We start from the raw sequence: 23,733 nt of genomic DNA on the forward strand, positions 1-23,733 counted from the left end.
CTTTCACGTCCGTCGAGCCATTGAGATCCTGACGGGCGCCTTATCCTTCGACAAGGGTATTGTCAAGAGGGTTCTGCTCACCTCGGTGAGCGATTTTTATGCCGCAGAGGCCATGAAAGCGACATGAGGAACGGAGTGGACACGTGACGCGCAGCGTGTACGTGACCGGGATCGACCGCGGTGACGGACGCCAGGTCGTGGAGCTGGGGGTCATGGAACTCCTGACCCGGCAGGTCGACCGGGTGGGAGTGTTCCGTCCGCTCGTCCACGACGGCCCGGATCGCCTGTTCGAGCTACTGCGGGCCCGGTACCGCCTCTCGCAGGACCCGGCGACCGTCTACGGCATGGACTACCACCAGGCCTCCGCGCTCCAGGCCGAACAGGGCACCGACGAGCTGGTCTCCGCCCTCGTCGACCGCTTCCACCTGGTGGCCCGGGACTACGACGTGGTCCTGGTCCTCGGCACCGACTTCGCCGACACCCAGCTCCCGGACGAGCTGTCGCTGAACGCCCGGCTCGCCAACGAGTTCGGCGCGTCCGTGATCCCGGTGGTCGGGGGCCGCGGGCAGTCCGCCGAGTCCGTGCTGGCCGAGACCCGCAACGCCTACCGCGCCTACGACGGCCTCGGCTGCGACGTGCTCGCCATGGTCGCCAACCGGGTGGCCCGCGAGGACCGCGACGAGATCGCCGAGCGGCTCGCGGACCGGCTGCCGGTACCGACGTACGTGGTCCCCGACGAGCCCGCCCTGTCCGCCCCGACGGTCGCGCAGATCGCCCAGGCCCTCGGCGCGAAGGTGCTCCTCGGTGACGACTCCGGACTCGCCCGGGACGCGCTGGGCTTCGTCTTCGGCGGCGCGATGCTGCCGAACCTCCTCGGCGCCCTGACCCCGGGCTGCCTGGTCATCACCCCGGGCGACCGCGCCGACCTGGTCGTCGGGTCGCTCGCCGCGCACAGCGCCGGCACCCCGCCGATAGCCGGTGTGCTGCTCACCCTGAACGAGGTGCCGAGCGAGGAGATCCTCACCCTCGCCGCCCGCCTCGCCCCCGGCACCCCGGTGCTCTCGGTGTCCGGCAACAGCTTCCCCACCGCCGAGCGGCTGTTCTCCCTGGAGGGCAAGCTGAACGCGGCCACCCCGCGCAAGGCGGAGACCGCGCTCGGCCTGTTCGAGCGGTACGCCGACACCACCGACCTGGCCCGCCGGGTCTCGGCGCCGAGCAGCGACCGGGTCACCCCGATGATGTTCGAGCACAAGCTGCTGGAGCAGGCCCGCTCCGACAAGCGGCGGGTCGTGCTGCCGGAGGGCACCGAGGAGCGGGTGCTGCACGCGGCCGAGGTGCTGCTGCGCCGGGGCGTGTGCGACCTGACCCTGCTCGGCCCGGTCGACCAGATCCGCAAGAAGGCCGCCGACCTGGGCATCGACCTCGGCGACACCCAGTTGATCGACCCGGCCACCTCCGAGCTGCGCGACGCCTTCGCCGAGAAGTACGCGGCCCTGCGCGCCCACAAGGGCGTCACGGTGGAGCTGGCCTACGACGTCGTGTCGGACGTGAACTACTTCGGCACCCTGATGGTCCAGGAGGGCCTGGCCGACGGCATGGTGTCGGGCTCGGTGCACTCCACGGCGGCCACCATCCGGCCGGCCTTCGAGATCATCAAGACCAACCCGGAAGCGTCGATCGTCTCGTCCGTGTTCTTCATGTGCCTCGCCGACAAGGTGCTGGTCTACGGCGACTGCGCGGTCAACCCCGACCCGAACGCCGAGCAGCTCGCGGACATCGCCATCCAGTCGGCGACCACGGCCGCCCGGTTCGGCGTGGAGCCCCGGATCGCGATGCTGTCGTACTCCACCGGTACGTCCGGGTCGGGCGCCGACGTCGACAAGGTGCGCGAGGCCACCGAGCTGGCCCGCTCGCGCCGGCCCGACCTGAAGATCGAGGGCCCGATCCAGTACGACGCGGCCGTGGAGCCCTCCGTGGCCGCCACCAAGCTGCCCGGCTCCGAGGTCGCCGGGCAGGCCAGCGTGCTGATCTTCCCCGACCTCAACACCGGCAACAACACCTACAAGGCCGTGCAGCGCTCGGCCGGCGCGATCGCCGTCGGCCCGGTGCTCCAGGGTCTGCGCAAGCCGGTCAACGACCTGTCCCGGGGCGCGCTCGTCCAGGACATCGTCAACACCGTCGCCATCACGGCGATCCAGGCCCAGAGCCCCGCCCAGACCCCCAGCGAGAAGGCGTCCCAGCAGTGACCTCCCCCACCCGTGTCCTCGTCCTCAACTCCGGCTCCTCCTCGCTCAAGTACCAGCTCCTGGACATGCGGGACAGCAGCCGGCTCGCGGTGGGCCTGGTCGAGCGCATCGGCGAGCAGACCTCCCGCATCGAGCACACCTGCCTCACCGGCGGCGACACCCGCGAGCACACCGGGCCGATCGCCGACCACGACGCCGCCCTCAAGGCGGTCGCCGAGGAGCTGACCCGGGACGGCCTGGGCCTGGACTCCCCCGAGCTGGCCGCGATCGGCCACCGGGTGGTGCACGGCGGGATGTTCTTCACCGAGCCCACCGTCATCGACGACGAGGTGCTCACCGAGATCGAGCGGCTGATCCCGGTCGCCCCGCTGCACAACCCGGCCAACCTCACCGGCATCCGCACCGCGCAGGCGCTCCGCCCCGACCTGCCCCAGGTCGCCGTCTTCGACACCGCGTTCCACACGACGATGCCGGAGCCGGCGGCGCGCTACGCGATCGACCCGAAGATCGCCGACCGCCACCGCATCCGCCGCTACGGCTTCCACGGCACCTCGCACGCGTACGTCTCGCGTCAGACCGCGCGGCTGCTGGGCAAGGACCCGTCCGAGGTCAACGTGATCGTGCTGCACCTGGGCAACGGCGCCTCCGCCTCCGCGGTGGAGAAGGGCCGCTGCGTGGACACCTCCATGGGACTGACCCCCTTGGAGGGGCTCGTGATGGGTACGCGATCCGGTGATCTGGATCCGGCCGTCATCTTCCATTTGGCCCGGGTTGGGGATATGTCCATGGACGAGATCGACACTCTTCTCAACAAGAGGAGCGGTCTGTTCGGTCTGTGCGGGGACAACGACATGCGGGAGATCCGCCGCCGGATCGACGAGGGCGACGAAGAGGCCGCACTCGCCTTCGACATTTACATTCACCGGATCAAGAAGTACATCGGCGCCTATTACGCCGTGCTCGGCACGGTGGACGCGGTGGCCTTCACCGCCGGGGTCGGCGAGAACGCGGCACCGGTGCGGGAGGCGGCGATCGCGGGGCTGGAGGGCCTGGGCCTGGCGGTCGCCCCGGAGCGGAACGCCGTACGCGGCGGCGGTCCGCGGCTGATTTCGCCGGAGTCCGCCCGGGTGGCGGTCGCGGTGGTGCCGACGGATGAAGAACTGGAGATCGCGACGCAGACCTACGCACTGGTCGGAAAGAACAACTGAATAGCACCTGAGCGGTGTGGCACTCATTTGTATCTTCCGCCAGACGGAATATTCCGTAGCGAAACAAACCGATAGGATCGCCCCATGCGCCGTTCGAAAATCGTCTGTACTCTCGGCCCCGCGGTCGACTCCCACGAGATGCTCGTCGCCATGATCGAGGCGGGCATGAACGTGGCCCGGTTCAACTTCAGCCACGGCACCCACGCCGAGCACCAGGCGCGGTACGACCGCGTCCGGGCCGCCTCCAAGGAGACCGGCCGTCCCATCGGCGTCCTCGCCGACCTGCAGGGCCCGAAGATCCGCCTGGAGACCTTCGCCGAGGGTCCGGTCGAGCTGGAACGCGGTGACGAGTTCGTCATCACGACCGAGGACGTGCCGGGTGACAAGCACATCTGCGGTACGACGTACAAGGGGCTGCCGGGCGACGTCTCGCGCGGCGACCAGGTCCTGATCAACGACGGCAACGTCGAACTGAAGGTCCTGGACGTCGAGGGCCCGCGGGTGAAGACGATCGTCATCGAGGGCGGTGTCGTCTCCGACCACAAGGGCATCAACCTGCCCGGCACGGCAGTCAACGTGCCCGCGCTGAGCGACAAGGACGTCGAGGACCTGCGCTTCGCCCTCCGCATGGGCTGCGACCTGGTCGCGCTGTCCTTCGTCCGGGACGCCAAGGACGTCCACGACGTCCACCGCGTCATGGACGAGGAGGGCCGCCGTGTCCCCGTCATCGCCAAGGTGGAGAAGCCGCAGGCGGTGGAGAACATGGAGGACGTCGTGATGGCGTTCGACGGCGTGATGGTCGCCCGCGGTGACCTCGCCGTCGAGTACCCGCTCGAAAAGGTCCCCATGGTGCAGAAGCGCCTGATCGAGCTGTGCCGGCGCAACGCCAAGCCGGTGATCGTCGCGACCCAGATGATGGAGTCGATGATCACCAACTCGCGTCCGACCCGCGCCGAGGCCTCCGACGTCGCCAACGCGATCCTGGACGGCGCCGACGCGGTCATGCTGTCGGCCGAGTCCAGCGTGGGCGCCTACCCGATCGAGACGGTCAAGACCATGTCGAAGATCGTCACCGCGGCCGAGCAGGAACTGCTCTCCAAGGGCCTGCAGCCGCTGGTGCCGGGCAAGAAGCCGCGCACCCAGGGCGGTTCGGTGGCCCGCGCGGCCTGCGAGATCGCCGACTTCCTCGGCGGCAAGGGCCTGGTCGCCTTCACCCAGTCCGGCGACACCGCGCGACGGCTCTCCCGCTACCGCGCGACCCAGCCGATCATCGCCTTCACCACCGACGAGGGCACCCGTAACCAGCTCACCCTGAGCTGGGGCGTCGAGTCGCACGTCGTGCCGTTCGTGAACACCACCGACGAGATGGTCGACCTGGTGGACCAGGAGATCGCCCGGCTCGGCCGCTTCGAGACGGGCGACACCCTCATCATCACCGCCGGCTCGCCCCCCGGGGTCCCCGGCACCACCAACATGCTCCGCGTCCACCACGTGGGCACCATGAGCAACTGACCGGTCCCGCAAGGGTCTTGAACGGCACCAAGGGCGCCCCCTGGGACAGGGGGCGCCCTTGGCGTTGTGCGGCTCCCGAACCGGCTTGTACGACCGCTCAGTCGGTCGTGTACACGTGCATGCCGGGCACGTGCAGGTTGCCGCCGAACTGCGCCGCCTGGACCACCTTGACGTTGGTGAAGTAGATCAGCGGGATGTTCAGCGGGGGCGGGCTGTCGGGGCTGAAGGTCACCGGGATCAGCCCGAACAGGTTGCCCGAGATGCTCTCGGTGTACATCACCGTGTCGCCGCCGGTGATGGTGGACGTCGAGCCCTTGGCCGCCTGGACGTGGTACGTCTTGTTCGCCTGCTTGTCCTTCACCGTCTGGTGCAGGTCGCCGATGTCGGTGCCGCCGGAGATGACGTACTTCAGCACCTTCTTGGTGGTGCCGTTGGCCGTCTTCACCTCGACGATCCCCTGGTAGTTGGCGCCCTTGAGGAGCAGGGAGCTGGCGTTCAGGTACCACGGGTCGTCCGCCACCGGCACCTTGTTGTCGACGCCGCCCTCGTCGTCCGTGGCCACCGGGCAGTCGTCGGCGGAGGCGGACTCGCTCGCGGACGGGCTCGGCGTGGCCGACGCGGTCGCGTCACCGGCCGCCTTGGTGGCGTCCCCGGCCGTCTTGGAGACGGTGCCGGCGGTGCCCTCGACGGTGTCCTTGACCGTGTCCGTGGCCTTCTTCACCGTGTCCTTGACGGTGTCGGAGGTGCCGCCGGACTCCTCGCCGCCGCCGGACGAGGTGTCCTTGGACGACGTGTCCGTGGTGTCCGCGGCGGACGACTGCGACGCGGACGGAGTCGGGGCCGGCGTCTGCGACGACGTACCGGAGTCCTTGTCGCCACCGGTGAGGAGGTCACCGAGGGTGTCGCCGATGGTGTCGAGGACGTTCCCGCCGCTCTGGGTCTGCGTCGGCGTGGTCGTGTCACCACCGGAAGACGACCCCGAACCGGTATCCGAGCCCGAACCGGAGCCCGCCGAACCGGAGTCCGAGGAGCCGGAGCCGGAGCCGGAGCCGGAGTCCGAACCGGAGTCGGAGGACCCCGAGGTCGCGGTCGGCTCGGGCGTGTCCTTGTCGTCGGAACCTGAATCCGACGAAGAGGTGCCGCCCGGCTCCTGTGTCTTCCCGCTCCCGGTGGTCTCCGACGGCGACGGCGAGGCCGGCGTGCTCTGAGACGCGGACGGCGACGGCGAGGCCGAGGGGTCCTTGGTGCCGTCGTCCAGCGCCTTGACGCAGTCCTTGTACTCGTCGGCCGTCAGGCTCTTCGCCGACGTCGACGGGGACGGGCTGCCGTTGTTGTCGGCGAGGGCGAGCGTGGAGGTGAAGCCCATGCCCATGAGCACCGCCGTGGGCATGGCCACCGAGGCTATCGCCTTGCCGGCCGGCATGTGGAACCTGGTGAACAGCGGCTTTCTGGGGGCCGCGTGGCGGGGCCCGGTTCTCGCGCGTGACCCGTCCACGTCGGTCCCGCGGGTCACCTCGTCAGCCGGCACTGTGCCTCCCGTTCGCCCCGTTGGCCGGGCTCGTTCCTGACAGGTCGTTCTCCCACGGCGCCTTGTACGGCCCGGCCGGGCCCGCGTCGGCCGCCGTGGTCGTGCCCTGGTGCGGCAGCGGAGCCGTGTCGGGGGCACCGCCCTCGTCCGGGGTGGCCTCGGCCGGCGGCTGCTCCTGCGGAGGCGTGCCCGGCGCCCAGGCCACGGCCAGCGCCCCGCCGACCAGGGCGAGCAGGAAGCCCATGACGAAGCCGCCGAAGTTGGACACGGGGATGGACACCAGCGCGAGCAGGATCGCGGCGACGCCCGCGAAGGTCCGTACGTGCTTCTGGAACCAGAGGCTGATGCCCAGGACGATGAGCAGCACACCGATGATCAGGGATCCGGCTCCCGCGGTGGTCGCCATGGCCAGCGTCAGGTGTCCGAGCTGGAGGTGGGCGTACGGGAAGTACATGATCGGAAAGCCACCGAGCATGACGAACAGACCGGCCCAGAACGGCCGCGTGCCCCGCCAGGCGCGGAACTGCAGCCTCCGGCGGGTGAACTGGCCGGATGCGGCGGCAGGAGTCTCGGCGCTCATGGAAAACAGCTCCCTGGTGCGGCGTTGCTGTGGTGGTGATGTGTGCCACGTGTGAGGACGCGGCCGGAGTGTGGACGGGCGGGGGCGCCACCGGCTCCCCCGCCCGTCAGCGAGTGCTTAGTAGCACTCCTTGACACCCGTCGACAGCGACATCTTCAGGCCGCTGAGCTTGAAGGTTCCGGCGGTGGTCGCCCACGCCGTCTGCTTCACGTCGGACAGCGTGGCCTTGTCGGCCTGCTGGGCGAACCCGTACGGGTTGGCCTGCTCGCCGCCGCCCTTCATGCCCGGACCCTTGGAGGCGTCCTTGGCGGCCACACCGATGTCGATGTTCTCGAACGTCGCGTCGGCGTTGAGGTCGGCGACGTCGATGTAGATGTTGTCGGCCTGGACCTTCTCGGCGCCCGCGCCGCCGGCCCGCAGGATCAGGCTGACGTTGCCGAAGATCGGCACGTCGGGCGTGACCACGGACTGGCACAGGTTGGTGATCTCGGCGTGCTTGAACGCCGAGACGGCCACCGGGTGCGCCGTCTTCTTGCCGTCCAGCGTGTAGCCGCTGTCGATGGCGCCGTACTGCGAGAAGCCGGTGCCGACGAGCTGGTCGGCGGACACCTTGAACGACTGGCCGGACACGCTGAACGAGGCCGCGAGAGCGCCCTGCGCGAGCGCGACACCTATACACGCCGTGGCGGCCACGCTGGGCACCATGACCACAGCGAACCGCTTCCATCTGGTCCCGCCACGCACCTGGGACTCCATATTTCCTCCTTCTCGGACGTACATCTCCTGGCCCGGGCTCGCCCCGAATCAGCGGCTCAGCCGGGCAGGGATGGGAGAAGTGCTACGTCCTCGGGAAGGAGAGCGCCCGCGCTCGGCGGCGCGAACCGCGCCCGAATCACCGGCGATCACCCCCGAGCGACAACCACTGGTCGCGCCTGACACGCATCACGCACAACCCTGCTGGACAGGCTTCGCCGACCGGCGAAGACCCCCCTGCCCTAGACCCGGCGCCACTGCCGCCGGCTCTGCTCGGTGGGGACCCAGAGTCTCCCGGTGACCCGACCGGCTGCCGGGGTACGGGAATGGACCGAGCGTCGCCGATCGTGGTGCATTCTCGGCCCGGGCACAAGGGGGTTCGTTACTGGCTAGTAACGGCGGGATAACCGGAGGACGACCGACCGGTCTCGAAGTGCCACGCTCGGTGGCATCACAGGGCAGAGCAAAGCCGTTGATCCCTGGACGAATCCAGACAGAGCAACGGCCTCGATTTACTCGGAGTAACAGTGACCGCGATTACCAAGATTTGGTAAAGCGCGGCCACCGCGACGCTTCGTCGGCAAACCTTTCACCCCGGCATCACAAGCCGGGGCGTTTAGCGACTGGTCAGAACAGGGCGCGCGCCAGCGCCCTGCGTGCGCCCACCACGCGCGGGTCCTCCTGGCCCACGACCTCGAACAGCTCCAGCAACCGGAGCCGTACCGCCTCCCGGTCGTCACCCGCGGTGCGCTGCACGGTCTCGATGAGCCTCCCGAAGGCGTCCTCGACGTGCCCGCCCACCAGGTCCAGGTCGGCGGCGGCGATCTGCGCCTGCGCGTCCTTCGGCTTCTCGGCGGCCTCCTGGCGCACCTTCTGCGGGTCCATCCCCTGCACCCGCTGGAGCAACTCGGCCTGCGCCAGGCCCAGTTTGGCCTCCGGGTGGGCCGGGTCGTCGGCCAGCACGTTCTTGTACGCCTGGACGGCCCCGGCCAGGTCTCCGGCGTCCAGCGCCTGCGCGGCGGCGTTCAGCGCGGCCTCGTACGGCCCCTCGGGCGCCGCGGCCTGCGGGGCACCGCCCGGCTCCGCGTCCGGGTCGACGGTCAGGCCGGTGAGCCCGAAGCGCTGCTCGGCGACCGCCACCAACTGGTCCAGGGTCTGCCGGATCTGCTGCTCGCCGGCCACCCCCTGGAACAGCGGCAGCGCCTGGCCCGCCACGACGGCGAACACGGCCGGGATGCCCTGGATCCCGAACTGCTGCATCAGCATCTGGTTGGCGTCGACGTCGATCTTGGCGAGGAGGAAGCGCCCGTTGTACTCGACGGCCAGCCGCTCCAGGACCGGGCTCAGCTGCTTGCAGGGCTGACACCACTCGGCCCAGAAGTCGATGACGACCGGGACTTCGGCGGAGCGCTGCAGGACGTCCTGCTCGAAACCCGCCTCATCGACGTCGATGACGAGATCGGCCGGGGAGACGGCCCCCGTCCCGCCCTGCCGGGCGGCTTCGGCGCGCGCCTGCTCCGCCTTGGCCTTGGCCTCCTGGGCCGCCTTCACCGCGGCGAGGTCGACGACACCGCTCATGGACATGTTCCGTGGCTGCATGCGTCTATCCTCCCCCGATCCCGCGCCTGATGAAAAAAACGATGTGCGGCGCCGGGTCCCCACCCACGCCTGACGGTCGTCGCTCGTGTACGTCCCTCACGAGCTTTCGCTACGACCCGTAGCGTAATGCCATGAGGGCACCGCGCGACACCACGCCCCGGTGATCTCCCTCACGACCGCACAGATCCCGCCGGTTATGGTCAAGGGATGCAGAGCCGCACTCCCGCCAGCCGTACCGGGCGCCCGCGCAGCGCCGCCGCGGACACCGCGATCCTGGCCGCGACCCGGGAGGCTCTGGTCGAACTCGGCTGGTCGAAACTCACCCTGGGAGACGTCGCCACCCGGGCCGGGGTTGCGAAGACGACGCTCTACCGCCGCTGGGCCGGCAAGAACGAGCTGGTGGTGGACGCCGTGGCGGAGCTCTTCGACGAGCTGGAGCTCCCCGACCGCGGCAGCCTCGCCGCCGACATCGAGGGCGTCGTCCTCCAGTTCGCGGCCATCCTCGCCCGCCCGGAGGCCCGGAGCGGCCTGATGGCGGTGGTCGCCGAGGCCACCCGCGACGACGCCCTGCGCGAACGCATCCGTGCCTCCATCGTGGACCGCCAGATGCGGTTGGTCCTGGAGGGCCGCGCCCGGGCCCAGCGGCGCGGCGAACTCCCCCCGGAACCGGACCCCCGCGAGTCCGCCCGCACGGTGGACCTCATCTTCGACGTGGTCGCGGGCGCGGTGGTCCACCGCACCCTGGTCAGCGGCAAGCCGGCGGACGAGAACTGGGTCCGCAGCTTCACGCGGGTACTTCTTCTGGGCCTGGCCTCCCAGGCGACCGAGCAGGGCGGAGCCCCCTGGGAGGTCGGTGACAGGGGCGCCTAGAAGCCGGCCGGCTCGGTGTACACCCCCCACTCGTCCCGCAGCACCCCGCAGATCTCGCCCAGTGTCGCCTCGGCGCGCACCGCCTCCAGCATCGGCTCGATCATGTTGGCCCCGGACCGAGCCGCGGCGAGCATCCCGTCCAGCGCCCCCCGCACAGCGGTCTCGTCCCGCGCCGCCTTCCGCTCGGCGAGCACCCGCACCTGCTCCCGCTCGACCTCGTGGCTCACCCGCAGGATCTCGAGGTCACCGGTGACGGACCCGGTGTGGACGTTGACGCCGACGACCTTCTTGTCGCCCTTCTCCAGCGCCTGCTGGTAGCGGAACGCGGACTCCGCGATCTCCCCGGTGAACCACCCGTCCTCGATCCCGCGCAGAATGCCGGACGTGATGGGCCCGATCGGGTGTCGCCCGTCCGGGTGAGCCCGCAGCCCCCGCTCCTTGATCTGCTCGAAGATCTTCTCCGCGTCCGCCTCGATCCGGTCGGTCAGCTGCTCGACGTACCAGGACCCGCCCAGCGGATCGGCCACATTGGCGACCCCGGTCTCCTCCATCAGCACCTGCTGCGTGCGCAGCGCGATCTCCGCGGCCTGCTCGGAGGGCAGGGCGAGGGTCTCGTCGAGCGCGTTGGTGTGCAGCGAGTTGGTCCCGCCGAGCACGGCCGCCAGCGCCTCCACCGCCGTACGCACCACGTTGTTGTACGGCTGCTGCGCGGTCAGCGAGACTCCGGCGGTCTGCGTGTGGAACCGCAGCCACTGCGCCTTCTCGGACTTCGCGCCGTACACGTCCCGCATCCACCGCGCCCAGATCCGACGCGCCGCCCGGAACTTGGCGATCTCCTCGAAGAAGTCGACGTGCGCGTCGAAGAAGAAGGACAGGCCGGGCGCGAAGACGTCGACGTCGAGACCGCGGCTGAGCCCCAGCTCGACGTACCCGAACCCGTCCGCCAGCGTGTATGCCAGCTCCTGCGCGGCCGTGGACCCGGCCTCCCGGATGTGGTAACCGGAGACGGAGAGCGGCTTGTACGCGGGGATCCCCGCCGCGCAGTACTCCATCAGGTCGCCGATCAGCCGCAGGTGGGGCTCGGGCTGGAAGAGCCACTCCTTCTGGGCGATGTACTCCTTGAAGATGTCGGTCTGGAGGGTCCCGTTGAGCACCCCCGGATCGACGCCCTGGCGCTCGGCGGCGACCAGGTACATGCAGAAGACGGGCACGGCGGGCCCGCTGATGGTCATGGAGGTCGTCACATCCCCCAGCGGGATGTCCTTGAACAGCACCTCCATGTCGGCGGCCGAGTCGATGGCGACCCCGCAGTGCCCGACCTCGCCGAGGGAGCGGGGATCGTCGGAGTCCCGCCCCATGAGCGTCGGCATGTCGAAGGCGACGGACAGGCCCCCGCCGCCGGCGGCGAGGATCATCTTGTACCGCTCGTTGGTCTGCTCGGCGTTGCCGAACCCGGCGAACTGCCGGATCGTCCAGGTGCGGCCGCGGTAGCCGGTCGGATGGAGCCCGCGCGTGAAGGGGTACTCCCCGGGCCAGCCGATCCGCTCGAATCCCTCGTACGTGTCGCCCGGTCGGGGCCCGTACACCGGCTCCACGGGGTCGCCGGAGAGCGTGGTGAAGTCCGCGTCGCGCTTGCGCGCGGCGTCGTAGCGGGCCTGCCAGCGGCGGCGGCCCTCCTCGATGGCGTGAGCGTCCATACCCTCGAATTTACTTGGACGTCCTAGTAAATGTCGATGGCAGACCGCCGCACGGCATCCGTACGGCGGTACCCGCTACGCCTTGGCGACGACCGGGGCCTCGTCGGCGACCCGGGTCTCCAGCTCCTGGCTGACCTTGCGCTCGACGAAGAACGCGGCGGTGGGGATGGTCCCGGCGAGCAGGACCCACAGCTGCTTGCCGACCGGCCACTTCGCCTTGGACCCCAGGTCGAACGCGAAGATCAGGTACACGACGTAGAGCCAGCCGTGCGCGATACCGACGACCTTGACGAAGCTGTCGGCCCCGTCGAGGTCCAGCCCGTACTTGGCGATGCAGCCGAGGGTCAGCAGCACCAGCAGCACACCGGTGACGTAGGCCATGACGCGGTAGCGGGTCAGCACGCTTTTTTTCATGGAGCGAGCGTAACCACCCGTTCCGGGAGATCTTGCCCCGGGTCACTGCTCCTCGAAGTCGTGTGCCGCGATCCGCAGCGGGCGCAGCAGCGCGAAGATCTCCTGGCACTCCTCGGCGTCGTACACCCCGAGCCCGAAGTCCATCGCCATCAGGTCGCGGGTGGCCGCGTCGACCACCTCGCGCCCCTTGTCCGTGATGACGGCCAGCGTGCCGCGCCCGTCGTTGGGGTTGGGCCGCTTGGCGACCAGCCCGGACTTCACCAGCCGGTCCACCGTGTTCGTCACGGAGGTGGGATGCACCATCAACCGCTCACCGATCTTGGACATCGGCAGCTCACCGGCCTTCGAGAAGGTGAGCAGCACCAGTGCCTCGTACCGGGCGAACGTCAGCCCGTACGGCTTGACGACCGCGTCCACCTCGGAGAGCAGGATCTGCTGGGCCCGCATGATCGAGGTGATCGCGGCCATGGACGGCACCTTGCCCCACCGCTGCTTCCAGAGTTCGTCGGCGCGGGCGATGGGGTCGAACGGGAGGCTGAGAGGCTTCGGCACGTCATCAGACCCTACCGGCCGGTCATATGCCGGTCAGCTCCGTCTCGCCTTTCGGTCCCCGGCCGCTCACCAGCGCGCGCTCAGGGCTCCGGGCGGTGCCCCTGACCAGGAACGACGGGAACGGCGCGACGAGCCGCCGCCCACCCGCACCCGCCCGCGAACCCCGGCCATCCGGGCTGTCAGCCGCGTCCCCGCCGCCGCAGGTGATGCCGGACGGCCCGCTGGGCGACCGGGCCCAGGGACTCCACCGCGGCCACCAGCGCGCCGAGCTGCTCCAGGGCGTCCAGCGCCGCGTGCGCCCCGGCCTCGTCCACGCCCTCGTACAGCTCGATGCCGACGAACGACGCGGCCACCGCCCGCGCCAGGCCCGCCGGGTCGGCGAACTCGCCGAAGGGGGTCTCCGCCAGCACCCGCCTGAGCACCTGCTCGATCTCGGTGATCCACAGCCGCAGGCCGTCGGCCGTCGCCGGACCCAGCGCCGCGTGCGTCGGGGCGCCGGCCAGGAGCTGGCCGAGGAGGGCCACCTGGCCGCCGGCCCGCTCGCGCTCATGGATCTCGCGGCCGACGGCGAGGAGTTCGGAGAGCGAGTCCACCGCGGCGAGGCGCTCGCGGTACCGGGCCACGGCCTTCTCCGCGCCGTACCGGCAGGCCGCGGCGAGCAGTTCGTCCACCGATCCGAAGTGGTAGAAGACCAGCGCCTGGTTGACCCCGGCCGCCGCCGCCACCGTACGGGCCGACGTCTTGGCGATGCCCTGCTCGGTGAGCGTCCGCAGCGCGCCCTCCAGCAGCCTGGTCTTGGTCTCCTGCGCCTTCGCGGTCTCCGGGCTCACGCGCGCGCCTCCTCCCGCACCGGGCGCAGTCCGGGCCGTACACCACGGGCGCGGGCGTCGGTGTACGACGCCGTGAAGGAGCCCTCGTAGCCGAAGAGCGGGCCGAACCAGCGGTTCACCACGCGCACGCGGACGCGGAAGCGGCCGGCCGACTCGTCGTACGACTCCCGCACCTGGGCCGTCGCGCCGATCAGTTCGGGGACCCGGACGTCCACCGGGCCCTCCCGGAACCGGTGCGCGCCGGAGCGGATGAGCAGGGAGCCGTCGGGTTCGGCCTGGAAGTGCAGGTCGGTCGCGAGGTGCTGGTGGGTGCCGAGGTAGTCGAGGACGCGGTCGCCCCGGGGGCCGAGCACCATCTGGGCGTCGAAGCGGCGGGCGCGGCCGGGCAGGTGGAAGGTGCGCACGAAGCTCACCGTCTCACGGCCGAAGGTGTCCGTGTACGGCACGTTCTCGATCACGAAGGGGACGTTCCGGCCGGGTCGCGGGACCAGGATGTTCCGGGTGCCGCCCAGGGCGAGGAACGGTTTCACGAAGGCCGGTCCGTGCCAGATCCGGTCCATCACGCCCCGGCCGGTGCACGCCTCGCCGCCGGCCAGACCCACCGAGAAGCGGCGCCGCAGGGCAGGGTGGAGGCGCTGGAACCCAGGTCCCATGGCGGTCTGGAAGATCGAGGTCATCCGTGCTTCTCCAGGGTGCGCAGGAGGCGGGGCGCACGGGTCCGGGTGGCTGGGGCGCGCAGGCAGCGGCGGGCGGCCGGGGTGCCGGCGAGCGGCGCCTTGCACAGGGCCAGGGCGATGCCGAGCAGGAGCAGGAGCGGGCAGAGGTACGCCAGCGAGTCCGCGAAGGGGCCGGACGGGCCGGGCAGCGAGCCCCGTCCCAGTCCGGTCAGGCACAGGGCGAGCAGGAGCGCGCGGACCGTCAGTTCGGCCAGCCAGCGGTACAGGGCGCGCTCGGGGGTGATGCCCCGCTCCAGCCAGAGCCGGAGCCGGTCGAAGGACCAGGCGGTGGCCCAGCCCATGAGCGGGCGGAACAGCAGGCGGTCGGCGAGCGCGCCGGGGGCGCCCCAGCGGGGGCGGTAGTCGTAGCCGGTGAGGAAGCGGACGCCGTGGGCGTCGGGGACGTAGCGCCAGTAGCCGCTGCCCTCGGCGATCAGGGAGAGGGGGTGCGGGGAGGCGAAGCGCAGGGCGGAGGTGCGAGTGCCGTCGGGGCGTTCCTTCTCGCCGGCGGCCACGCCGGTGCCGGAGACGGTGAGGAACGGCAGCAGGCGCGTGGCGTACCGGAACCGCTGCGGCTCGCCCTCCGCGCGCGGGAGGTACTCGATCCGGCTGAAGCGCAGGTCCCAGCGCTGGTGGCGGGCGGGGTCCTGGGTGCGGGCCCATAGCTCGTCGAGGTCGGCGCGGATGTGCGTCTCTATGTAGAGACCCATGTGTTCCCCCACGTGAGCACCGTTTGAGCGACTGCTCAAATCGTCTGCGCCGAACGTACACCGTTTTGAGCGGTCGCTCAAAGAGCTGGCACGAGAAAACCCCGGCCCTGGGACCGGGGTTTCGGCCGACGGTCGCGCTACTGGGCGAGGTGCCGTTCGACGGTCTCCACCTTGGACGTGAGCCCGTCGGTCACGCCGGGGCGGATGTCGGCCTTGAGGACGAGCGAGACCCGCGGGGCGCGCGCCTCGACGGCAGCGACGGCACGCTTGACGACGTCCATGACCTCGTCCCACTCGCCCTCGATCGAGGTGAACATGGCGTCGGTGCGGTTGGGCAGGCCCGACTCGCGGACCACGCGCACGGCGTCGGCGACGTACTCCCCCACGTCCTCACCGACGCCGAGGGGCGTCACGGAGAAGGCGACAATCATGCGTTCACGACTCCTTCCTTGCGGGCACGGGCGGCGATGACGGCGTCCTCGGCCTCGCGGCGCAGCGCGCGCTCGATGATGAAGCCGCCACCGGGGATGAACGAGTAGGCGAAGTAGAGGGCGGCCTTGCCCTTGTTCCACTTGGTGCGGTTCCAGGCGTCCAGCCAGAAGAGCACGTAGAGGATGAACAGCACGCCGTGGATCGGGCCGAGCACCGGGGCGACGTCGAAACCGGAGGCCACCGTGTACTTGATGATCGTGCAGGTCGCGAGCACGATCCAGGAGATGCCCTCCGGCACGGAGACCAGGCGCAGGCGGCGGATGGCGGAGGCTGTCTTCAGGTCCACGGGTCACCTTCGGTGGGAGAGTCGTTTGTGAACGCACGCACAAGCGTTCCCCCATTGTGGCAAACCGCGCCCTTAGGGGTCCGCTCAGGGTGGGTCTCCACCCATGGGCCCTGTTCCGTCCACCCGCCCGGCCGCTACTTTCACAGCGTGGCGATGTTCCGGCTCCAGGGGAGCAAGGTCCTCGCCGTCGACATGACCGGGGACGCCGTGAAGGCGAAGAACGGCTCGATGGTCGCGTACGACGGGCAGATGGCCTTCAAGAAGCTGAGCGGTGGCGGCGAGGGGCTGCGCGGGATGGTGACCCGGCGGCTCACCGGTGAGCAGATGACGGTGATGGAGGTGAAAGGACACGGGACCTGCTGGTTCGCGGACCGGGCGTCGGAGATCAACCTGGTGAGCCTCCAGGGGGACAAGCTCTACGTCGAGGCGGGCAACCTGCTGGCCACGGACGCGGGGCTCAGAACGGGCACGACGTTCACGGGGCTGCGCGGGGCCTCCCAGGGCAACGGCCTGTTCACGACGACCGTGGAGGGCCACGGCCAGGCGGCGATCGTCTCGGACGGGCCGGCGGTGGTGCTCCGGGTCAGCCCGCAGTACCCGCTGATCGTCGACCCGGGCGCCTATGTGGCCCACCAGGGCAACGTCCGGCAGTCCTTCCAGTCCGGTGTGACGTTCCGCACGCTCCTCGGGGAGGGCGGCGGCGAGGCCTTCCAGATCCGCTTCGAGGGCGACGGCCTGGTGTACGTGCAGCCGAGCGAGCGGAACACGATCGCGGGGGACCTGTGAGATGACCTTCCGAGAGATCAACTCCAAGATGGTCGAGGCGACGGTGGCGCCGGGGCAGCGGCTGTTCAGTCAGCGCGGCGCGATGCTCGCCTACAAGGGGGACGTGTCCTTCACGCCCAACGTCCAGGGCGGCCAGGGCGGGCTGATGTCGATGATCGGGCGCCGGGTGGCGGGCGAGGCGACCCCCCTGATGACCGTGGAGGGCAGCGGCACGGTCTTCTTCGGGCACGGCGGCCACCACGTCCATGTGATCACCCTCGCCGGCGACACGCTCTACGTCGAGGCGGACAGACTGCTCGCCTTCGAGGGCACACTGCGGCAGGGGACGATGTTCATGGGCTCCCAGGGCGGGGTCATGGGCATGGTGCGGGGCCAGGTCACGGGTCAGGGCCTGTTCACGACCACGCTCCAGGGACAGGGCGCGGTGGCCGTGATGGCGCACGGCGGCGTCTTCGAGATCCCGATCACCCCGCAGCGCCCGGTCCACGTCGACCCCCAGGCCTACGTCGCCCACCACGGCGACGTCCGCAACAAGCTGTCCACCGCCCTCGGCTGGCGCGACATGGTGGGCCGGGGCTCCGGCGAGGCCTTCCAGCTGGAGCTGAGCGGCAACGGCACGGTGTACGTCCAGGCGTCGGAGGAGAAGCTGTGAGCACCTACGGAACTCCGGACGCCGGGCCGGTCGTGTACGACCCGATGACGCTGCCCGCCGACGACAGCGTGAACAAGTACACCTTCTGTGTGGAGCTGAAGGGCGGGCAGTGGTTCCTGCAGAAGGGGAAGATGATCGCCTACTACGGGACGATCGAGTTCAACGGCATCGGGCACGGGCGACTCGACCGACTTGTCCGTACGTCGTTCCATTCGCCACTGCACGCGAGCGACTGGGTCGTGGCCGAGGGCTCCGGCAAGATGCTGCTGGCCGACCGGGCCTTCGACGTCAACTCCTACGACCTGGACGACGGGAACTTGACCATTCGCGCGGGCAACCTGCTCGCTTTTCAGCCAAGTCTCGCGCTCAAGCAGTCGATCGTGCCGGGTTTTCTGACCCTTATCGGAACCGGAAAGTTTGTGGCCGCATCTAACGGGCCGGTGGTGTTCATGGAACCTCCGATCCGGGTCGACCCTCAGGCGCTCGTCGGGTGGGCCGACTGCCCGTCCCCGTGCCATCACTACGACCACGGGTACATGGCGGGTGTACTGGGCGGTCTGCGTGCGATGACGGGCCTCGGCGGGGTCTCCGGGGAGGAGCACCAGTTCGAGTTCGTGGGCGCCGGGACGGTCCTGCTGCAGTCGACGGAGACCCTTATGGCCGAGGGGGCCACGGGGGTGATTCCTCCCGAACCGGGGGTGCCGGGTGGTGGCGGAACGGCGCCGGGCGGACACGGTCCGCAATCGTCGGGCGTACCGCGCCTTCCCGGACAGCTGGGGGACCTCCAGCGTCGCTTCGGGCTGTGAGCGGTAGTCTGCGGAGTGTGACGTCGAACGCGTGCGCACTGTCACACCACCCGAAGTAGTTCGCCATTCAACTTCTTAGGTAGACTTCATTCATGGAGACCGAGACGGCCACGCGCTGGCTGACCGATGCGGAGCAGTGCGCTTGGCGCACCCACCTGGAGGTCAACAGGCTGTTGACGTACCAGCTCGAAAAGGATCTGCAGCCGTTCGGCCTGACAATGAACGACTACGAGATCCTGGTGAACCTGTCCGAGTCGGAAGACGTGCGGATGCGGATGAGCGACCTCGCCTCCGCGACGATGCAGTCCAAGAGCCGGCTGTCGCACCAGATCACGCGTATGGAGAACGCGAACCTGGTGCGCCGCGAGAACTGTGACACGGACCGCCGAGGGCTGTACGCCGTGCTCACGGAGCACGGCATGGAGACGATGAAGAAGGTCGCGCCGCATCACGTCGCATCGGTGCGGCGGCACTTCATCGATCTCCTGTCGCCGGACACGCTGATGGAACTGGACAAGGCGCTGAAGCCCATCGCCGAGCACCTGCGGGGGCAGCGGGGTCGTCCCTGAGCCGGGCTCGTCGGCTCAGGGCGCGGTAGCCGGGCGGGGGTGGGTCACGCGGCCCGGCGCTGACGGGATGCCGCCGCACCCACTTGCGCCGCCGTCCCGGTGACGCGGCCGCCCGCGGCCACGGCGGCCACCAGGGCGGTTCCTCCCGCCAGGGTGAAGCACAGGGGCAGCGGCAGCCGGCCGATCAGCAACCCGGCCGCCATCGCCCCGCCCGAGCTTCCCGCGTTCACCGCCATGTTCACCCATGCCCCGGCCCGCGTACGGCCGCTCTCGGGGGCCGATTCGTCGGCCAGGAGGTAGGCCGTCGTCAGGGCCGGGGCGATGAACGCTCCCGCGCAGGCCATGGCCGCCGTGAGGGTCCACAGGTCGGGGGCCAGGCCCGCTGCCGCGAGCACCAGGCCGAGGCACACCCCGAACCGGCACAGCCGGGTCCGGGCGCTCGTACGCCACCGCACCACCCCGTTGGCCAGACCGCCCAGCGCACTGCCCGCCGAGAGCGCGCCCAGCACCCACGGGACCAGGGCGGGGTCGTAGGACCGTTCCGTGGCGAAGGCCATCACCAGCAGCTCCACGGCGCTGAGGGCCAGCCCCGCGCCCAGGGCGACCACGACCGGGGGCAACAGCCCCCGGACCAAGCCGGCAGGTTCCCGGACGGGCTGTGCCTCGACGGGCAGCCCCGAGGCAGAGGCAGCCCCGGCACCCTCTTCCCCGTCAGGCCGTTCCCCGGCGGCCAGTGCCCCGGCAAGCTCTGCCCTGGCGGGGGATTCCCCGGTGGCCCGCACCCCGGCGGCCTCCTCCTTGGCGGCGCCCTCCCCGGCGGGCTCTTGCCAGGCGCCCTTTGCCCTTGCAGACCGTTCACCGTCGGCAGGTTCCCCGGCAGGCCCTTCGCCGGCGGGCCCCTCGCCCGCGGGCCGGACCCCGGCGGAGCCCTCCTCCCGAGGTGTCCGGCGCTGCGCCGTCATCGCCGGGGATGTGACGAAGGCGCACGTGCCCCCGGCGTTCAGGGCCGCGCTGAGGAGGATTCCGGCGGCCGGTGGGGCGAAGCCCCCGAGCAGGGCGATCAGGGCCGGACCGGAGACGTACAGCAGTTCCTCGGCGACTCCGTCCAGGCTGTAGGCGCGTCGCAACAGGTCCCGGTCCGTCACCAGTTCGGACCACAGGGCGCGCATGGTCGGGCCCAGCGGCGGCGCGCAGGAGCCCGCGAGGGCGGCCGTGAGTCCGACGGCCGCCGCCGGTGCGCCGGGACGCCAGGTCAGGACGGCCAGGACGCTCAGCAGGACGCCGTACAGCGCGGACATGGGCGGCAGCACCCGGCGCGGGCCGTGGCGGTCGATCAGGGAGGCCCGCAGCGGCATCAGGAAGACCGTTGTGGCGCCGAAGAGGGAGAGGACGGTGCCGGAGACGGCGTAGGACCCGGTGGCGTGGGTGACGGACAGCAGCACCGCGAGCGACACCATGCCGTAGGACAGGCGGGCCGTCAGGGCTGCGGTGAAGGTGCGGCGCGCATGCGGGACGCGCAGGACGGCGGCGTACGAGGGTCGCGAAAGGGGCGTGGACACGCGGGGTTCCTCAGGGAGAGGCGGAAGAGGCGGACACCGAAGGGCGCGGTGGCCGTCTGTCCGGCCCCGCGATCCCGGGTGCGCTCTACGCCAAGGAGAGGAACATGCCGGTCAAGGTAGCAGCGTGATCACCGCGTCGGCGACCCTGATTCTTCGGTCGGCCCAGCGACCGGCTCATCGGCCGCACGGGGGGCTCCAGCGGACCGATGAAGATCCGCCCGCGCCCGTCGGCCCTCTGCCAGCCCCGCAACCAGCTCATCCACGGCGCGGCACAGGTCCAGTGCGGGTCGCTGGCGGGTCGCGGTTTGCCGGCGGGCGGGGTTTCTCCTGCCCTCGCCAGCTCTTGCCCACGCCAGCCCCACGGCCAGCCCATCCCCCGACCGGAGGAACCCAGCCCCCGGCGAACAGCGGTCCGCTCGCCGGCCTCAGGCCTCCGTCAGGCCCGTGACCAGTTCGTCCGCCGCGCGGTAGGGGTCCAGTTCGCCGGCGACGATCCGTTCGGCGAGGGCGCTGAGGCGGCGGTCACCGTGGAGGTCGCCGATGCGTTCACGGAGGGCCGTCACGGCGATGGTCTCCACCTCGCGGGCCGCGCGGGCCTCCCGGCGCTCCGTGAGGATCCCGCGCTCGTCCATCCAGGCCCGGTGCTTCTCCAGGGCCTCCACGACCTCCTCGACGCCCTCCGCGCGCGCCGCGACCGTCTTCACGATCGGCGGGCGCCAGTCGCCGGGGCCCCGGGCCTCGCCCAGGCCCAGCATGTGGTTCAGCTCGCGGGCGGTGGCGTCGGCGCCGTCCCGGTCGGCCTTGTTGACGACGTACACGTCGCCGATCTCCAGGATTCCGGCCTTCGCCGCCTGGATGCCGTCACCCATGCCGGGGGCCAGGAGGACCACGCTGGTGTCCGCCTGGGAGGCGATCTCCACCTCCGACTGGCCCACGCCGACCGTTTCGACCAGGATCACGTCGCAGCCGGCCGCGTCCAGCACCCGGATGGCCTGCGGGGCCGCCCAGGCCAGGCCGCCGAGGTGGCCGCGGGTCGCCATGGAGCGGATGTAGACGCCGGGGTCGGATGCGTGCTCCGACATCCGGACCCGGTCGCCGAGCAGGGCGCCGCCGGAGAACGGCGACGAGGGGTCGACGGCCAGGACGCCGACCCGCTTGCCCTGCTTGCGGTACGCGGTGACGAGCGCGGAGGTGGAGGTGGACTTGCCGACGCCCGGCGAGCCCGTCAGGCCGACCACGTACGCGTTGCCCGTCAGGGGGGCCAGCGCCGCCATGACCTCCCTCAGCTGCGGGGACGCCCCCTCCACGAGGGAGATCAGCCGGGCCACGGCCCGCGGCCGGCCTTCCCTGGCCTGGGCCACCAGAGAGGAGACGTCCTGCATCACAGCTCCGTTCACTTCACCGACGTACCGGAATCAGACCTGACCACCGGGATCAGGCCCACGGTGTCTCAGGCCTTCGGTACCCGCACGATCAGCGCGTCACCCTGGCCACCGCCGCCGCACAGCGCCGCCGCGCCGACACCGCCGCCGCGCCGCTTGAGCTCCAGCGCCAAGTGGAGCACGAGCCGGGCGCCGGACATGCCGATCGGGTGACCGAGCGCGATCGCGCCGCCGTTGACGTTCACCTTTTCCGTGGAAACGCCGAGGTCCTTCATTGACTGCACGGCGACGGCGGCGAAGGCCTCGTTGATCTCGATGAGGTCCAGGTCGGAGACCTCCAGGCCCTCCTTCTTCAGGGCGTGCTGGATGGCGTTCGACGGCTGGGACTGCAGCGAGTTGTCCGGGCCGGCCACATTGCCGTGCGCGCCGATCTCGGCGAGCCAGCTCAGGCCCAGTTCCTCGGCCTTGGCCTTGCTCATCACGACCACGGCCGCCGCACCGTCCGAGATCTGCGAGGAGGAGCCGGCGGTGATCGTGCCGTCCTTGGCGAAGGCCGGGCGCAGCTTGCCCAGGGACTCGGCGGTGGTGTCGCCGCGGATGCCCTCGTCCTTGCTGAACAGCACCGGGTCGCCCTTGCGCTGCGGGATCTCCACGGGGGTGATCTCGGCCTCGAACAGGCCGTTCTTCTGGGCGGCGGCGGCCCGCTGGTGGGACAGGGCGGCGATCTCGTCCTGCTCGGCGCGGCCGATGCCGAGGCGGGTGTTGTGCTTCTCGGTGGACTCGCCCATCGGGATGTTCTCCCACGGGTCGGTCAGGCCGTCGTGGGCCATCGCGTCGAGCATCTGCACCGCGCCGTACTTGTACCCTTCGCGGGTCTTGGGCAGCAGGTGCGGGGCGTTGGTCATGGACTCCTGGCCGCCCGCCACGACGATGTCGAATTCACCCGCGCGGATCAGCTGGTCGGCGAGGGCGATGGCGTCGAGGCCGGAGAGGCACACCTTGTTGATCGTGAGCGCCGGGACGTTCATCGGAATGCCGGCCTTGACGGCGGCCTGGCGGGCCGGGATCTGGCCGGCGCCCGCCTGGAGCACCTGGCCCATGATCACGTACTGCACCTGGTCGCCGCCGATCCCCGCACGGTCGAGGGCGGCCTTGATCGCGAAGCCGCCCAGGTCGGCTCCGGAGAAGGACTTCAGCGAGCCCAGCAGCCGCCCCATGGGCGTCCGGGCGCCCGCGACGATCACCGAGCTGGTCGTTCCAGAAGATCCAGAAGACATGAGGTGCGATCCCCTTCCAGCTGCACACAGCCGAGGAGTGAACGAGGGTTTACTTCGAATGTACTGAGCGGTTGGACACGGCGTCACCGGCCCGCCGGTGTGATCGCGCGCACGTTGCGTAACCATCCGGGGAGCGCTGCACTGAATCCATGCTGACGCGAATCGACCACATCGGGATCGCCTGCCACGACCTCGACGCGACCGTCGAGTTCTACCGGGCCACGTACGGCTTCGAGGTGTTCCACACCGAGGTCAACGAGGAGCAGGGCGTGCGGGAGGCCATGCTCAAGATCAACGAGACCTCGGACGGCGGCGCCTCCTACCTCCAGCTGCTGGAACCGACCCGCGAGGACTCGGCGGTCGGCAAGTGGCTCGCGAAGAACGGGGAGGGCGTCCACCACATCGCCTTCGGCACGGCGGACGTCGACGGGGACGCCGCGGACATCCGCGGCAAGGGCGTCCGGGTGCTGTACGACGAGCCACGACGGGGCTCGATGGGGTCGCGGATCACCTTCCTTCACCCCAAGGATTGCCATGGCGTTCTGACAGAACTGGTCACTTCGGCCCCTGTTGAGTCACCTGAGCACTGACCCCCGTACATAAGGGCCGGTAGGGTTGGGGGCGGTCGTCCCTGAAACGGGGACGGCCGCATGCCGGGGTCCGGGTTTCGGGGGACGAGCGTCGGGGCAGCAGCCCGTGCTCCGCCGTC

At 70.5% G+C, this 23,733-nt stretch carries 24 protein-coding genes; 9 read left to right on the forward strand and 15 right to left on the reverse strand.

The window, feature by feature from the left end; translation table 11 throughout:
* The first annotated feature begins 143 nt into the window (after nt 1-143).
* The 3 genes from pta (at nt 144) to pyk (ending at nt 4,966) form a co-directional block, all read left to right on the forward strand.
* Nucleotides 144-2,246: a phosphate acetyltransferase gene (gene pta / locus OO52_RS39980; protein WP_030656203.1), complete on the forward strand. Its 2,103-nt coding sequence runs from the start codon at nt 144-146 to the stop codon at nt 2,244-2,246.
* Complete coding sequence (locus OO52_RS39985) at nt 2,243-3,454, forward strand: acetate kinase (protein WP_030656201.1); 1,212 nt, start codon at nt 2,243-2,245, stop codon at nt 3,452-3,454. Before pta ends, OO52_RS39985 begins: the two co-directional genes overlap by 4 nt.
* 84 nt (nt 3,455-3,538) lie before the next feature.
* The gene (pyk, locus tag OO52_RS39990; RefSeq protein WP_030656199.1) at nt 3,539-4,966 is read left to right on the forward strand and encodes a pyruvate kinase; all 1,428 of its coding nucleotides are present in this window, start codon (nt 3,539-3,541) and stop codon (nt 4,964-4,966) included.
* A gap of 97 nt (nt 4,967-5,063) precedes the next feature.
* Here pyk and OO52_RS39995 read toward each other — a convergent pair whose 3' ends face one another.
* The 4 genes from OO52_RS39995 to OO52_RS40010 all read right to left on the reverse strand — a co-directional run bounded on the left by OO52_RS39995 (nt 5,064) and on the right by OO52_RS40010 (nt 9,426).
* The gene (locus tag OO52_RS39995; protein WP_030656197.1) at nt 5,064-6,494 is read right to left on the reverse strand and encodes a hypothetical protein; all 1,431 of its coding nucleotides are present in this window, start codon (nt 6,492-6,494) and stop codon (nt 5,064-5,066) included.
* Nucleotides 6,484-7,074 carry a DUF6114 domain-containing protein gene (locus OO52_RS40000; RefSeq protein ID WP_030656195.1) on the reverse strand — a complete coding sequence of 197 codons (591 nt, stop codon included), beginning with the start codon at nt 7,072-7,074 and terminating at the stop codon, nt 6,484-6,486. Before OO52_RS40000 ends, OO52_RS39995 begins: the two co-directional genes overlap by 11 nt.
* Before the next feature lie 117 nt (nt 7,075-7,191).
* Entirely contained in the window at nt 7,192-7,830 is a 639-nt protein-coding gene (locus OO52_RS40005) for a DUF6230 family protein (RefSeq protein WP_030656193.1), read from the reverse strand.
* Between the two features lie 624 nt (nt 7,831-8,454).
* Complete coding sequence (locus OO52_RS40010) at nt 8,455-9,426, reverse strand: tetratricopeptide repeat protein (protein WP_030656191.1); 972 nt, start codon at nt 9,424-9,426, stop codon at nt 8,455-8,457.
* A gap of 207 nt (nt 9,427-9,633) precedes the next feature.
* Here OO52_RS40010 and OO52_RS40015 point away from each other — a divergent pair, with 207 nt between their 5' ends.
* A complete protein-coding gene (locus OO52_RS40015; protein ID WP_030656189.1) occupies nt 9,634-10,296 on the forward strand; it encodes a TetR/AcrR family transcriptional regulator in 663 nt (220 codons plus the stop codon).
* Here OO52_RS40015 and OO52_RS40020 read toward each other — a convergent pair.
* From OO52_RS40020 to OO52_RS40055, 8 genes are all read right to left on the reverse strand, one after another.
* Entirely contained in the window at nt 10,293-11,993 is a 1,701-nt protein-coding gene (locus OO52_RS40020) for an acyl-CoA mutase large subunit family protein (RefSeq protein WP_030656187.1), read from the reverse strand. The genes OO52_RS40015 and OO52_RS40020 overlap by 4 nt on opposite strands.
* Nucleotides 11,994-12,068: 75 nt before the next feature.
* Nucleotides 12,069-12,407, reverse strand: coding sequence for a DUF3817 domain-containing protein (locus tag OO52_RS40025; protein WP_030656185.1), 339 nt, complete (start codon nt 12,405-12,407; stop codon nt 12,069-12,071).
* Nucleotides 12,408-12,449: 42 nt separating this feature from the next.
* Entirely contained in the window at nt 12,450-12,959 is a 510-nt protein-coding gene (locus OO52_RS40030) for a MarR family winged helix-turn-helix transcriptional regulator (RefSeq protein WP_030656182.1), read from the reverse strand.
* Nucleotides 12,960-13,138: 179 nt separating this feature from the next.
* The gene (locus OO52_RS40035) at nt 13,139-13,789 is read right to left on the reverse strand and encodes a TetR/AcrR family transcriptional regulator (RefSeq protein WP_030656180.1); all 651 of its coding nucleotides are present in this window, start codon (nt 13,787-13,789) and stop codon (nt 13,139-13,141) included.
* Nucleotides 13,786-14,466, reverse strand: a complete 681-nt coding sequence (locus OO52_RS40040; protein WP_030656178.1) for a DUF4166 domain-containing protein — start codon at nt 14,464-14,466, stop codon at nt 13,786-13,788. The genes OO52_RS40035 and OO52_RS40040 overlap by 4 nt, the downstream gene beginning before the upstream one ends.
* Nucleotides 14,463-15,215 (reverse strand): hypothetical protein, encoded by a 753-nt coding sequence (locus OO52_RS40045; RefSeq protein ID WP_030656176.1) that lies wholly within the window; start codon nt 15,213-15,215, stop codon nt 14,463-14,465. The genes OO52_RS40040 and OO52_RS40045 overlap by 4 nt, the downstream gene beginning before the upstream one ends.
* A gap of 137 nt (nt 15,216-15,352) precedes the next feature.
* Nucleotides 15,353-15,646: an MTH1187 family thiamine-binding protein gene (locus OO52_RS40050; RefSeq protein WP_014675047.1), complete on the reverse strand. Its 294-nt coding sequence runs from the start codon at nt 15,644-15,646 to the stop codon at nt 15,353-15,355.
* The gene (locus OO52_RS40055) at nt 15,643-15,993 is read right to left on the reverse strand and encodes a DUF3817 domain-containing protein (RefSeq protein WP_030656174.1); all 351 of its coding nucleotides are present in this window, start codon (nt 15,991-15,993) and stop codon (nt 15,643-15,645) included. The genes OO52_RS40050 and OO52_RS40055 overlap by 4 nt, the downstream gene beginning before the upstream one ends.
* A 153-nt stretch (nt 15,994-16,146) precedes the next feature.
* On the opposite strand from OO52_RS40055, the gene OO52_RS40060 reads away from it, so the two are divergent.
* From OO52_RS40060 to OO52_RS40075, 4 genes are all read left to right on the forward strand, one after another.
* Nucleotides 16,147-16,779 carry an AIM24 family protein gene (locus tag OO52_RS40060; protein ID WP_030656173.1) on the forward strand — a complete coding sequence of 211 codons (633 nt, stop codon included), beginning with the start codon at nt 16,147-16,149 and terminating at the stop codon, nt 16,777-16,779.
* Between the two features lies 1 nt (nt 16,780).
* Nucleotides 16,781-17,431, forward strand: a complete 651-nt coding sequence (locus OO52_RS40065; RefSeq protein ID WP_030656171.1) for an AIM24 family protein — start codon at nt 16,781-16,783, stop codon at nt 17,429-17,431.
* The gene (locus OO52_RS40070) at nt 17,428-18,237 is read left to right on the forward strand and encodes an AIM24 family protein (protein ID WP_030656169.1); all 810 of its coding nucleotides are present in this window, start codon (nt 17,428-17,430) and stop codon (nt 18,235-18,237) included. Before OO52_RS40065 ends, OO52_RS40070 begins: the two co-directional genes overlap by 4 nt.
* A gap of 92 nt (nt 18,238-18,329) precedes the next feature.
* Nucleotides 18,330-18,806: a MarR family winged helix-turn-helix transcriptional regulator gene (locus OO52_RS40075; RefSeq protein WP_030656167.1), complete on the forward strand. Its 477-nt coding sequence runs from the start codon at nt 18,330-18,332 to the stop codon at nt 18,804-18,806.
* A 44-nt stretch (nt 18,807-18,850) separates the two neighbouring features.
* On the opposite strand, the gene OO52_RS40080 is transcribed toward OO52_RS40075, so the two are convergent.
* From OO52_RS40080 to OO52_RS40090, 3 genes are all read right to left on the reverse strand, one after another.
* Nucleotides 18,851-20,365, reverse strand: a complete 1,515-nt coding sequence (locus OO52_RS40080) for an MFS transporter (protein ID WP_030940103.1) — start codon at nt 20,363-20,365, stop codon at nt 18,851-18,853.
* Between the two features lie 425 nt (nt 20,366-20,790).
* Nucleotides 20,791-21,747, reverse strand: coding sequence for a methylmalonyl Co-A mutase-associated GTPase MeaB (gene meaB / locus OO52_RS40085; RefSeq protein WP_030656162.1), 957 nt, complete (start codon nt 21,745-21,747; stop codon nt 20,791-20,793).
* A gap of 68 nt (nt 21,748-21,815) precedes the next feature.
* A complete protein-coding gene (locus tag OO52_RS40090; protein ID WP_030656160.1) occupies nt 21,816-23,024 on the reverse strand; it encodes an acetyl-CoA C-acetyltransferase in 1,209 nt (402 codons plus the stop codon).
* Nucleotides 23,025-23,173: 149 nt separating this feature from the next.
* Between OO52_RS40090 and mce the strand changes: the two genes are divergently transcribed.
* Entirely contained in the window at nt 23,174-23,614 is a 441-nt protein-coding gene (mce, locus tag OO52_RS40095; RefSeq protein ID WP_030656158.1) for a methylmalonyl-CoA epimerase, read from the forward strand.
* Nucleotides 23,615-23,733: the final 119 nt, after the last annotated feature.

Source organism: Streptomyces flaveolus (genome assembly GCF_000716535.1).
Lineage (GTDB): Bacteria > Actinomycetota > Actinomycetes > Streptomycetales > Streptomycetaceae > Streptomyces > Streptomyces flaveolus_A.